This is a genomic window from Candidatus Aminicenantes bacterium, assembly GCA_011049425.1.
Lineage (GTDB): Bacteria > Acidobacteriota > Aminicenantia > UBA2199 > UBA2199 > UBA876.
Map to the genome: position 1 here is coordinate 1 of DSBM01000068.1, position 11,626 is coordinate 11,626.

Annotated in this window: 12 protein-coding genes; 5 read left to right on the forward strand and 7 right to left on the reverse strand. The window is 52.7% G+C overall.

All coding sequences use genetic code 11. The features are described from left to right. The 3 genes from ENN40_04825 to ENN40_04835 all read right to left on the reverse strand — a co-directional run. A partial coding sequence (locus tag ENN40_04825; GenBank protein HDP94668.1) for a hypothetical protein occupies positions 1 to 324 on the reverse strand: 324 nt, incomplete at its 3' end. Between the two features lie 47 nt (positions 325 to 371). Further along, positions 372 to 1,724: a hypothetical protein gene (locus ENN40_04830; protein ID HDP94669.1), complete on the reverse strand. Its 1,353-nt coding sequence runs from the start codon at positions 1,722 to 1,724 to the stop codon at positions 372 to 374. Between the two features lie 25 nt (positions 1,725 to 1,749). Next, a complete protein-coding gene (locus tag ENN40_04835) occupies positions 1,750 to 2,619 on the reverse strand; it encodes a hypothetical protein (GenBank protein ID HDP94670.1) in 870 nt (289 codons plus the stop codon). A 387-nt stretch (positions 2,620 to 3,006) separates the two neighbouring features. Here ENN40_04835 and ENN40_04840 point away from each other — a divergent pair, with 387 nt between their 5' ends. Next, entirely contained in the window at positions 3,007 to 4,401 is a 1,395-nt protein-coding gene (locus ENN40_04840; GenBank protein HDP94671.1) for an ATP-binding protein, read from the forward strand. Between the two features lie 437 nt (positions 4,402 to 4,838). On the opposite strand, the gene ENN40_04845 is transcribed toward ENN40_04840, so the two are convergent. After that, a complete protein-coding gene (locus tag ENN40_04845; GenBank protein ID HDP94672.1) occupies positions 4,839 to 7,088 on the reverse strand; it encodes a hypothetical protein in 2,250 nt (749 codons plus the stop codon). A gap of 635 nt (positions 7,089 to 7,723) precedes the next feature. Between ENN40_04845 and ENN40_04850 the strand changes: the two genes are divergently transcribed. Then, complete coding sequence (locus ENN40_04850) at positions 7,724 to 7,948, forward strand: ribbon-helix-helix protein, CopG family (GenBank protein HDP94673.1); 225 nt, start codon at positions 7,724 to 7,726, stop codon at positions 7,946 to 7,948. Then, positions 7,884 to 8,201, forward strand: a complete 318-nt coding sequence (locus ENN40_04855) for a type II toxin-antitoxin system RelE/ParE family toxin (protein ID HDP94674.1) — start codon at positions 7,884 to 7,886, stop codon at positions 8,199 to 8,201. Before ENN40_04850 ends, ENN40_04855 begins: the two co-directional genes overlap by 65 nt. Before the next feature lie 122 nt (positions 8,202 to 8,323). On the opposite strand, the gene ENN40_04860 is transcribed toward ENN40_04855, so the two are convergent. Further along, the gene (locus ENN40_04860; protein ID HDP94675.1) at positions 8,324 to 8,539 is read right to left on the reverse strand and encodes a hypothetical protein; all 216 of its coding nucleotides are present in this window, start codon (positions 8,537 to 8,539) and stop codon (positions 8,324 to 8,326) included. A gap of 93 nt (positions 8,540 to 8,632) precedes the next feature. Here ENN40_04860 and ENN40_04865 point away from each other — a divergent pair, with 93 nt between their 5' ends. Further along, entirely contained in the window at positions 8,633 to 9,781 is a 1,149-nt protein-coding gene (locus tag ENN40_04865) for an ATP-binding protein (GenBank protein HDP94676.1), read from the forward strand. A 302-nt stretch (positions 9,782 to 10,083) separates the two neighbouring features. Here ENN40_04865 and ENN40_04870 read toward each other — a convergent pair whose 3' ends face one another. Both ENN40_04870 and ENN40_04875 read right to left on the reverse strand, forming a co-directional pair. Further along, a complete protein-coding gene (locus tag ENN40_04870) occupies positions 10,084 to 10,602 on the reverse strand; it encodes a hypothetical protein (protein ID HDP94677.1) in 519 nt (172 codons plus the stop codon). Between the two features lie 5 nt (positions 10,603 to 10,607). After that, positions 10,608 to 10,934 (reverse strand): ArsR family transcriptional regulator, encoded by a 327-nt coding sequence (locus tag ENN40_04875; protein HDP94678.1) that lies wholly within the window; start codon positions 10,932 to 10,934, stop codon positions 10,608 to 10,610. 281 nt (positions 10,935 to 11,215) lie between these two features. On the opposite strand from ENN40_04875, the gene ENN40_04880 reads away from it, so the two are divergent. Beyond that, positions 11,216 to 11,440, forward strand: a complete 225-nt coding sequence (locus ENN40_04880; protein HDP94679.1) for a hypothetical protein — start codon at positions 11,216 to 11,218, stop codon at positions 11,438 to 11,440. The last annotated feature ends 186 nt before the right edge of the window (positions 11,441 to 11,626 follow it).

Genomic DNA, 11,626 nt, shown 5'->3' on the forward strand with positions numbered 1-11,626 from the left:
CAGAAAATTCTTGAAGCGCCGGTAAGCCCCCCGGCGCGAAAAGATATCCCTTATCTCCTCAAAGTGCTCGGGCATTTCCCCCCGGGCGAAATCCATGACCAGTTGATTGCCCAGGTCCAGGTCATACTTGTTGGGAATAGCCACATAGTCGGGATTGGTATCCACATCCGGGGGCAGCTCCTCAAGATCATCCACTGCGTCGCCCTCCCAGAAAATTTTGCCCGTGCTGCGGGAAACGTACGCCGAATTATCGCTGAAGGTGCCGGCACTTACGAATTCAAAAGCCATCTCCAAATCCCGCCACTTCAACTTGCCTTTGCCCATTCTACCCTCTCCTCCTTTCAACCAAACACTTTTCTCCATCAACACAACTATTTTGAGTTTTCGTACTTTGACCAAAAGCTGGTCTTGCGCCCGTGTACCCGGATCAACTCCCGCTTGAACGACTCATGATCGGGAAACTCTCGCCATTCGTTAATACCTTCAGATAATTTATCCAGTTTACGCAAATAGCGGGCCGCATGGCCGTAGGCCTTGTAGAACTTTCGCTCCAGAATGGAGATCATCAAGCTTCGGTACACCACGGATGCGGCCAGAGGGCGATCCGCCGATCCCATCATCTTTGCCAAGGGCAGCAAACTGTAGTACAGGTCACCATTCAAACGATCGGATTGCTTGAGCAGATATGCTTCAGCATCGTCCATACGGCCGAGTTCGATCAAGAACTCGACATGTCCAACCCTGAAAACATTGCCAGTCAATATTTTATCAACAACTTCAGCAGTGACCTTTTCCCGCTTGTCAAGGCCGGCCACATCCAGGAATTGATCCAGTCTTTCCAGCGAGGGATTGAACCTGAAGCGCCGGAAGAGCAATTCGGCCAGTTTGTCTTTTTCATCCATTTGCCGATAGATCTTCACCAACAATTCTTCCCTCTCATGGACTTGGAAAGTCTCGGTAGCGGGTATCCTGTTCAGCCGATCCAGGGCCGTCCGGGCATCTCCGCTCTCCAGACAGGTCCGGGCGATATCGATCAGCGCAAACGTCGGCAGTTCTTTATGATCAGCGAGCCAGGTTTCCTCCAGGAGTTTTCCATCCTTAAGCTGACGTGCCAGGGACTCGATCTGAAGGTAATGGTGACGCCTGGCGTATTCATCATGCTCATGATCCGCGGCTTTCCGCAATCTCCGGACCATGTCACGCACAAGCGGTTCGGGAAGACATTCAACTGAACAGTCGCTCAGTATTCCCCGTACCCCGTAATCATCCCGGCGATTCAACTCGATAATCAAGTCGGCGATTTTTTCCTTGTCTTCGCATTGCTGTGCATAATCAACAAACAGGGCGCGAGCGTGCATCCGGAAAACGTCACCCACCATGCCGTTGGAGTCGTCGCAACGCCCGAAAACGGAACCATCCGCCTCAAAAAATTTTCCGATCAGCTCCACCCCGGTCCAGGGATCTTTCACACCGGCTTCCAGATCATCCAGCAACCCATCGAGTCGCCGCGCGAATTCTCGAGACTCACGCCAATCAATAAAACGCCGTGACCGCTTTAAACCGGCCAGCCCAAGCTTGAACCCCCGGACGTTTTCTTCCGGCAAAGCGGTCAAACGTTCCACCATATCACTAGCGGCATCATCCCGCCGGGCCAATTCAAGCAGCGCATCCGCCAACCGCTCCGCTCCTTGATTCTTCAGTTTTGTTTTTCGATCTTCATCCATTTGCGCAACATCCTTCCACGGGATGTCAAAAGTCCAGGTCGTACCAGGATTCTCCTTTATCCATCGCGTCCAGCAGGAACCTGGCGCCCTGGTTGTCCATGGGATTCAGCCACAGCATGTGCTCAAAAACTTTCCTGGCTCTATTATTATCTCCCAACCTCCACAACGCCAGGCCCAGGCCGTGATAGCATCGCAGGAAAGGCCGATTATCCATGATGCCCCAGGGAAGAAGTTCCGGGAAATCCTCCCCCAGGGTAAGCTCTCCGATTCCCACCCCCACCTGGTAGTGCCTTTTCGCCATTTCCAGAATAAAGTCATTATGGTGATTCGTGAAGTTAAGCTCCCAATTCCCCATGTGGGCGTGGGCATCCAGACAGCGCAGGTCAGCGGTCAATACTTCACGCAAAATTTCGTTGGCCTCAAAAAATTCTCCGGCATTATGCAATTCACTGGCATCAATTATGGGATCCGTCTCAAAATTCTCGGGATCCTCGAAAGGTATGACTTGCTCCATCTTGAAAACATTGCGCTCTCCGCGCTCCAGGATCGGCTTGTAATATTTCGAAAACGGATCATTTTCCTGAATAAATTCGTCTTCCGCGGGATTCATGGGGCCGAGTTTGTGCAATGCCAACGGCTTCAGTTGCAACGCTTTCACATCGCAACGGATGGATTGCGCATCCCCTGATAGATTGATCGTATGCCCGAATTGCCAGACTTTTTTCGGTTTTACCGTGATGATCTCGCCTTCAACGGCAAATAATCCGCCCCGCAAAACAACCGGCAGTTTACTTGAAATTACTACGCATCGGACCGCGGCCCGCCTGACGGCTACCGCGACCAACTCCACCGGCTTCCCGGGAATAATCCCCAACTCCCGATCTCTATCATCCATGGCGTCTTCTCCAATCAGAAAGAATTATAGCAATTAAAGGAATTTATTTTAGGGTTTTTTTTTGAATAATTCAGTATTTTACCCTTTCACTCAACCACCTGCCCCGCACAACCTTCACTTGCTTTGCGGCCTGGTAGCTCTCAGCCGTCGGCTTCATTTAATTCGTCGTCTCCTTCAATGCAACTTGGATAACGGGCTGCCGGCCAGGATTTACCCGTGGGGGGATTTTAACCCCCTGAATCGCGCCGGCTTGCCTGGCGCACTACAGCACCGATCCCCCTTCCATCTCCTTGGTTTTGCATATTTCACCCGCCTGTTTTCTGCATGTTTTGCATATTTTTTGCCCCTGTTTTATAATCTTCCATGCAGTCATCAATTGGAGGAACCATGCTGAAACGCCATATTGACGCGCAATTGAATCAATGGTTTGACCGGGACGGACGAAAGCCGCTGGTCATCCGCGGGGCCCGGCAGGTCGGCAAATCCACATCGGTCCGTCATTTCGCCCACAGCAGAGGGCTGAAACTCCATGAAGCCAACCTTGAACGAACTCCCTATCACAACGAAATGTTTAATAACCTGGATGTGGATGCGCTCCTGGCCGAACTCGAATTCAGCGCAAAAGCCGGATCCTTCGAACCAGGCAAAAGCCTCCTGTTTCTGGACGAAATCCAGGCCGCACCGGGAGCGCTGAAAGCATTGCGCTATATCCATGAAGAGCACCCCCATATTGCGGTGATTGCCGCCGGATCCCTGCTGGAATTCACTCTGGCGAACCACAACTTCTCAATGCCCGTCGGGCGGATTGAATACCTTTTCATGGGACCCATGAGCTTTTCCGAGTACCTGGAAGCCAAAAAAGAAACCCAACTACAGCAACTGCTGCGGAATTTCGATTTTTCCTCTTCCGTGCCCCACTCAGCCCACCGCCGCCTGGTTGACATCCTGCGTGAATTTTTCATTATCGGCGGCATGCCGGAAGCCGTCAGCCGGTACGTGGCAAACGACCGCCTGGAGGATGCCCTTCGCGTGCAGTCGTCTATTGTTGAAACCTACCGGGACGACTTCGCCAAGTACGCCCGGGGCAATGAATTGCACAATATTCACAGGGTGTATGACTTCATTCCTTCTGCAGTAGGTGAAAAAGTCAAATACAGCCGAATCGATCCCAACACCCAGTCGCGGGATCTCAAGAAAGCCATCGACGGGTTGACCAAGGCCCGCGTATTAACTGCTGTTCATCACAGCTCATCTTCCGGCATACCGCTTAAATCCGGGATGAATGAAAAAGTATTCAAGCTCTATCTTCTCGATGTCGGTTTAATGAACCGCATGTGCGGCGTGGAGCACATATCCACGGACTTACTGGGCACGGCGGATGATTTTATCAACAAAGGCGGCATGGCCGAGCAATTCATCGCCCAGCACCTGCTCTATCTGAATCGCAGTGATGAAACGCCACGCCTGTATTACTGGCTGCGCGATGGTCGAGCCAATAATGCCGAGGTCGATTTCGTTATCCAGGCGCACAATCGCATCGTTCCCATTGAAGTAAAAGCGGGAAAAAGCGGTACACTGAAGTCACTGCACCAATTCGTTCTTTCCCGAAAAGTTGCCAAAGCCCTGCGCTTCGACCTGAACCCCCCCACAAGGATGACGGTTCGCCATCAAAGCTCCCGGGGCGACCGCATCACGCCCGTGGAATTTGAGTTGATCTCCCTTCCCCTCTACTTGGTGGAGCACATCCACCGCCTGCTGGGCGAGGCTGGAGTAAAGTCTTGAAATCGTACTTTTCTGCTTCTCCAAACGCTTGATCCCCCGACTGCCGGCGTTATAGCGTACCCCCAAGCAATCCGAGATTCCCCAGCCCCCGGCCACAAGGCATTCCTCCATTTACCGCGGTATACTATCCATTCACCTGCCAGGCCAAAAATGTCGCAATTCAAGGCCTGGCCCCGGTCTTCTCCATGATGAAAGGCACCTTCTTGCGTAACCCTCGCCCGCCCCATAAAACTAAGCTATTTCACCACTGTCATGCTGTACTGCACTGGTGCGGAGCATTAAGGCTCCGTAAATTGTAATCCGAAGTCGCCGAGTGCGGGACGCTGACTATTGCGTCCCCAGGACCGCCTAGAAAAAATTCAATAAACTCCTCTGCCCGCTTGACACGCACCTTCTAATGGGCGTACCCCTTCCCACCCAGTCTCTCCGAAGACCCCTCAGCGCGTCGAAAAAGAAACAGCCAGCTCGCCTTTTTTTAGGAAAATTTCGTCAAGTCCTGTCTCAAGTACGCCGTCGGAATCGGTGTTTCTGGTAATGAAACGAACGTTGTCTGCCTTCAGGGGGGCATTCGCGGTGTACCGGAAATAAGGGCTGCCGGCCGTGTCATGACCGGTCAGCGGGAGCTGTCCGACGTGCATCTCCTTGTCAACCACACGCTTATATGGTCCCTTGGGGGTCTTGGTGACAATGGCTTGGGACTTTTGGGCACGAAGGTTCCGCAACTGACTGCAATCGGCTGAAACACTCCCTGAAACCCGCGTGCGGGTGTCCGTGGTACGAAGGCCGGCTTTTTGGCCTGCTTCCGAGAAATCCGCTGTAAACGTAGTGCCATGCCAGCGAACATTCTCGCATGTGATAATGATCTTCTCTTTGTACCCGTTGGGGTGTGTGGCACTGAGGGATACCAGGAAGGAATTGCACATGTGCAGTGCATCGAGCATGGAGGCCTCACCCTGCTCGACTTTCAACGATAACTCTGCTGCCCTGCCGCCAGTGTTGATTACCACAACATAAACGGCATCGTCCTCGGCGATTACCAGGTTCACCTCCCGTTGGGCATCAGTGAAAAAATGCCTGGGTTTTACGGCCCGGCTTGAGCGGGCGCCTCCTGCAAGAACATGTGCCGTTGCGGTGATGTTTCCGTGTAGCTCGCCTTTTACGGTAAGCTTGACCGGACGGGTTTTCTGTTTATCCGGCATCTGTGCGCGGACGGCCCAGACCTTGGCGCGGCGGTTACCCTTGAGCATCATGATCAGACCCGGTGCAGAGGTTTCGTTTGCTTTGAGCAGAGCCCATCCTTCAGCCATCTCGACGGGAGGACGATTGCTCGACGGCGACGTCCCCGACGACATGGGGCTGTTGGCTCCAAAACAAACCTCGTAAACGTGATCTTTGAAAGATCGATTCAATCCTCCGCCTCCGCTTTTACTTAAAAACTGATGCATGGGATAGAGAATATCCAAAGCATCGGTCACACCATGGTTGTCCAGTGTTCCGGTCCATAGCTTCCGCAGGCTTCTAAGCCGTTGCTCTGTGGATCCGGGTCCGACAAGATGATTGATAAAATGGGCACTGTGATATTCGTGCTCGTTCTTTTCGGAGTCCAGTCGTTCACTGAAATACTTGGGGGGTACACGCCGAGTCGGCTGTGAAGTCCCCCAGACAATGCTGCCGGCATACTCAGCCGTGCTCTCACAGAACCAGCCCAGAAAAGTCATTCCACCGATAGACCAAAGATACTCATTCTGGATCGCATGGAACAACTCGTGCCCGGCAGCGGTTTTCAATTGGCTGGACGACGTATTGTACTCGCCGATGTGGATTATGCCAAGGGCCTTGTCGCGCATGTTCTCGCTTGTCAATGAAGTCTCGATTACCACGCTGATGGGGGTATCGGGCATCTTCCATTCGGCGTCTTTGTATTGTTTTAGAGCGTGGTTCAGATACGCTCCCAGATCGCGGACGATCTTCGGCAATGACTTATCTTTCACATACGCGGCTTTGGAGTATTTGTCCGCGTCATTCGCGGATTTGTACATTATCTTGCCGTCCCAGGCGGCACGATCAGCCTTGTTTTTCGGTGGTGTTAAAGCTTTCTTGTCCCAGATCACCTCAAACGCACCCAAAGTGCGTCTTTCGTAGCCGCGCTTCTCCATAAACCACCCGAACAGAGTCAGATGCGTCATTTCCATAGTCACCGTCCGGGCCGATGCGTCCACAGTGACCGGTGCGGAAAGCCAGCTTCCAGAATGCTCATTCCACCACGCCGCCTTCAGCGCGCTTGGTCTGTCAGTATTTCTCAGACCCGACTCGGCATAGGAAAACGTAATTTGCAGGGGCTTCTCAAAGGTATTTTGCTGCTTGGCTGAAATGTCGAAAAGAGCAACCGTATCGAAGCACTCCGCCAGGGCGGGCAGATCGGCTTCGACCGTGGAAACAACAAGTTCGTCCGGGGCCGTGAATGCACCGACAGGAACAACAACTTCAACCCTCCCGTCAGGGGTGGTCAGCTTCTGCTGTTTTGATGCGTCGGCTTCGATAAAAATACTCGCAGCCGGGGTCATCTTCATTTTCGAAGATTTCAGCCATGGCGCGGCTCCGGGTTTATCCTGGCCGCATCCGGACAATGCCAGAACGGCAAAAAGTGCGATCAATAACTTCCCAAAAAAACATCTAATAAATTGCATTTTTTACCTCCTTACTAATTTCAGGCGGCGGAATGACTCCCGGCACACCATTCATACCAACGCATTCCTAGCCGCAGTGTATTTCAGACACGCAGCCGGAAAGCAGGCGGCGGTCAACGACAATGGTAGTTTAACCGAACTGTTTGGTTCGACGACTGGTTGCGCCCAACGCCATTCCCGGCGCCATCGGGCAACAGGTCCTGTTTCTTGACAGAAAACCCCATCTTACCTATGAACTGATTATAGGACTGGATGATCAGAATTTCAAGGGAAGCCAGGACAGGGGGAAACCGGCTGGGGGTCAGGTCTTGCATTACTACTTTTTCTGACTTTACATCCACTTGACCGCCCGGCTGACGGAGACATCATCCACCCCCCACTTGCCTCTTGCCTCTTGCCGCTCGCCTCCGGCCATACGCCAAGAATCCCCCTACTGTCATACTGTACAACACGTCCCCTTTTTACCCTCCTCGCTTGATCCCCCGACTGACGGTGTTATAGCGCACCCCCAAGCAATCCGAGATTCCCCAGCCCCTGGCCACAGTCTCTTCCCTCGCCATATTCCACTTGATTTTGCGCGCATTCCACGCTATACTATTCACGTTTGATATACATGTATATCTAGGGAGGTCCACATGATCGCGGTCCGCTTGCCTGAAGAAATGGAGAAGCGCCTGGACGCCCTGGCCAAGGCCACGGGTCGCACTAAAACCTTCTATGTACGCGAGGCCATATTGGAGTACTTGGACGACCTGGAAGACCTCTACCTGGCGGAGAAACGCCTGGGCGCGTACTATGCCGGAAAGGACAAAGACAAGACCCTGGAAGAGGTGGAGCGCGAACTTGGCCTGGTTGATTAGGTTCTGCGCCGAAGCGGAAAAAGAGCTGCGTAAACTGGACCCGCCCGTGGCCGGAAGGGTCATCACTTTCCTGCGGGATCGGGTGGGGAAACTGGAGAACCCCCGCTCCATCGGCGAAACCTTGCAGGGCAAAAAATTCGGCGAACTATGGAAATACCGGGCGGGCGACTTGCGCATCATTGCCCGTATCGAAGACCGTGAGTTGCTCATCCTGGTGGTGCGGGTGGGTCACCGCAAGCAAGTCTACCGTTAGCTCCCGTTCCCTCTTCTGCTATTTATCCAACTCGTGATTTACGTGTAGTAATGGTTTCCGCCCAGGCGATCGATCCTGTCTTTAAATCTCCTTTACCACGACCTCTCTTTTCGTCTCTTCCATTACATCACCCCCAGGGCGATGGCGATGAAACCGGGGCCGTTGACGACTGCGTGAAGAATCACTCCGATCCAGCTGTTCTGTCTCCACTGGACCACCAGGGAAGCCCCGGTCCAGCACCAATCTCTCCTGTTCAACGCGCGGAAGCGTAAACGCGACCAGACAGCCGGCCATTTCACTTCTCCGGTTTTTTTCACTTTCTTGTTGACAACGAGCATTTTCTGCGCAAATATGGAATCAGAACTTCCAATTTTGGACTCATTTTGGAATTTGCACTTCCACTTAGTGTAATTCAGGCGACCGGAGGAGATATGGAGCATGTAAAAAGAGATTTCCAGATACCGGAGGAGCATTTTTTTCTCTTCGGTCCCCGGGGCACGGGAAAATCAACCCTGCTAAAAAAAAACATCCCGGACAGCCTCTACATCGACCTCCTGCAACCGGACCTTTTCCGCTCGTACGCCGCGCGTCCCGAAAGGCTCCTGGAAACTGTTCATGCCCAGCCGGAAAAGCGTGTGGTGGTCATTGATGAAATCCAGAAAATCCCGGACCTGCTTCCGGCCGTGCACAGCTTGATTGAAGAAAAGCAAGGCCGCCGGTTCATTCTAACCGGATCCAGCGCGCGCAAATTGCGCCTGGGAGGCATCAACCTTCTTGGAGGCAGGGCGCTCTATAAGCGGTTACATCCCTTCACCGCGGGGGAACTCAAAGAAAAGTTTTCGTTGACCGAAACCCTGAACACCGGACTCATCCCGGTCGTATTCAGCGCCCGGGATAGAAACGCCGCGCTCTCCGCGTATATTGACCTGTACATCCGGCAGGAAGTGATGATGGAAGGTTGGACCCGGAACTTCGGTAACTTCTCCCGATTCCTGGAGGCCATCAGTTTCTCCCACGGCTCCATACTCAATCTGTCCAATGTCGCCCGGGAATGCCAGGTCGAGCGGAAAATCGTGGAATCATATGTGACGGTTCTCGAAGACCTCTTGATGGCCCGCAAATTGAATGTGTTTTCCAGACGGGCCCAAAGGCAGGTCGCCGTCCGCCCCAAATTCTACTTCTTTGATGTTGGATTGTTTCGCAAACTGCGGCCCAAAGGACCCTTGGACGTTCCCGGAGAAATTGAAGGACCCGCCCTGGAAGGAATGGTTTTTCAACACCTGCAAGCCTTTGTCGACCATCAGAACAAAGAACTGGAAATCTATTTCTGGCGAACCCGAAGCGGCAGTGAAGTGGATTTCATTCTGTATGGTCAAGAGTTGTTCTGTGCCATTGAAGTCAAGAACACGACCATAATCCGCCCGGCCGACCTGAGGGCGCTGAAAACCTTCCTGTCCGACTATCCACGAAGCCGGGGAATACTGGTCTACCGTGGCAGGGAAAAACTGAAAAGAGACCACATCCTGATTCTTCCCTGTGAGGATTTCCTCAGGAACCCGCCCAACTACTTGACCGCTTGAAAACCGGGGTACGTCTTGAAATATCAGTTACACGGCAAACTTCTTTTTTTTACTTTCGACTTTTAAATTAAAGCCCCCGCCTCTCACCCCTCATCGTGCTTTCACTCACCTGCCATACCAGAAATGTAGCAATTCAAGACCCCAGTCTTAGAGTCTTTAATTCGTCGCCTCCTTAAATGCAAACTGGCTAACGGGCTGCCGGCCAGGCTTTGCCTGTGGGGGGGTTTAACCCCCTGAATCGTGCCGGCTTGCCAGGCACACTAGACCAGCCCCCCTGCCCCGGATGAACACAAGATTCGCCACTACTCCAGACGATCATGAAACGTATGGAATCGATCCGACATGCCTTCCGCCTCGGACCAGGAACGTACCTCTTCCATGTCGATCCGTTGGGCCCGGGCAACCATCAGCGCCTGCTCCAGAGCCTGGTGATCATTCCAATGGAAATACGCCGCCAGGCGATCCATTACGCAATGTGTCGGCGTCAACAACTTCAAGTAACCCGATCCATCGCGGAGTTCCTTGAATTCCGACACCGGCCGATTGCCCACCGACAAAGGGGGAGCGGGAAAATCAAGGTAAAAATTGGTGTCCGGATGCATAAACAGCCTGCCCTTCCGGATAAATCCCAGTGGAGACAATACGGCTTCCAGGTCTTTGAGCGAGCTGTGCGTAATGAAATCCAGGTCAAAGGACTGGTAGAGAGTTCGGGTGTAGATCGACACAACGGCGCCACCGCTCAGCACCCCATCAATCCCCGCATCTTTGAGCACACGGCCCACCCGCAGCGCCAACTCGCGCAGGGAAATATCCGGGGAAATCTTTTTCACGGTTTACCCCGTCTGCGGGGGCGAGAACGTCCTTTGTAATAACGATCCCGAATGCTATCCGGCAGGTAATCCAGGTTACGCTGCAGCAGAGAACGCAATTCCTCCATGAAAGCGTACCGTGGATTCCATTCATACATCCGGGTACGCCCCATTTTGCGGGAGACCAGGATCCCACCCTCTTCAAATTTATTCAATTGTTTCTGAACCATGCTGAGGGAAATTTCGAACCGGCCGGCAATGGAAGAAGCGTATCCGGATTCAAATACATGCAGAACCATCAACACCTGTTCCGCCGTGCGGCTGCCGAACAATACCTCCAGCATTTCTCACCTCATATTCAGGTTATATAACCTATTATTCAGGTTGTCAAGAAAATCGCCCCATACCTTCACCAAGGGGACAGGGGGGACAGGGGACGCCCATTAGAAGGTGCGTCCCTCTTCCCTCGGGGAATTGGCAAACGCCTTGCGGTATCCCTCCCCCGTTTTCCGCTTTCCTCTCATAAGCCTGGGCTCGGATTTTGGACCCCGGTTTTTTTTGACACCAAAAAGAATATCAGGCATATAATTGTGTTGTGCGGGATTTCATTAAACAAGGAGAAACGATGAAACTGCCGGAATATGTAACCGCTGATGAAGTTAAAAGAGTCTGTGATGAAATTGGCTTGCGGGACTGGTTCAGAATCACGGACGAAAATGTTTCAAACGAAGAGGCATCCAGGATTCTCAATATTGTGAATACCGAGGGAATGGACATACCCATTGAAACTTTTGGATCTATTACGTTTTGTGTGGGTAAATACACATTGGTAATTGGTAAGCGGTTGTGAGTACGAGTACCCGCAGGGCATAAAGCATAAGCGAACGCAAACGGCAGGTTCCGGGGACCCATGGTCTGAGACAGAATGGTCGGCTGAGGGGTACTCCCCGAAGACGAAAGCCGGCCGCGGAACCATTCCAAACATCCGCCGTGGTCGGCTTAATACGACGAAGACCGCAATGGGTCTGGACCGAAG

Bases quoted from the DNA above. Each gene is read 5' to 3' on its own strand.
- ENN40_04830 (HDP94669.1), bottom strand. From the start codon at position 1,724: ATGGATGAAGATCGAAAAACAAAACTGAAGAATCAAGGAGCGGAGCGG.
- ENN40_04835 (HDP94670.1), bottom strand. From the start codon at position 2,619: ATGGATGATAGAGATCGGGAGTTGGGGATTATTCCCGGGAAGCCGGTG.
- ENN40_04840 (HDP94671.1), top strand. From the start codon at position 3,007: ATGCTGAAACGCCATATTGACGCGCAATTGAATCAATGGTTTGACCGG.
- ENN40_04845 (HDP94672.1), bottom strand. From the start codon at position 7,088: ATGCAATTTATTAGATGTTTTTTTGGGAAGTTATTGATCGCACTTTTT.
- ENN40_04850 (HDP94673.1), top strand. From the start codon at position 7,724: ATGATCGCGGTCCGCTTGCCTGAAGAAATGGAGAAGCGCCTGGACGCC.
- ENN40_04855 (HDP94674.1), top strand. From the start codon at position 7,884: ATGCCGGAAAGGACAAAGACAAGACCCTGGAAGAGGTGGAGCGCGAAC.
- ENN40_04860 (HDP94675.1), bottom strand. From the start codon at position 8,539: ATGCTCGTTGTCAACAAGAAAGTGAAAAAAACCGGAGAAGTGAAATGG.
- ENN40_04865 (HDP94676.1), top strand. From the start codon at position 8,633: ATGGAGCATGTAAAAAGAGATTTCCAGATACCGGAGGAGCATTTTTTT.
- ENN40_04875 (HDP94678.1), bottom strand. From the start codon at position 10,934: ATGCTGGAGGTATTGTTCGGCAGCCGCACGGCGGAACAGGTGTTGATG.
- ENN40_04880 (HDP94679.1), top strand. From the start codon at position 11,216: ATGAAACTGCCGGAATATGTAACCGCTGATGAAGTTAAAAGAGTCTGT.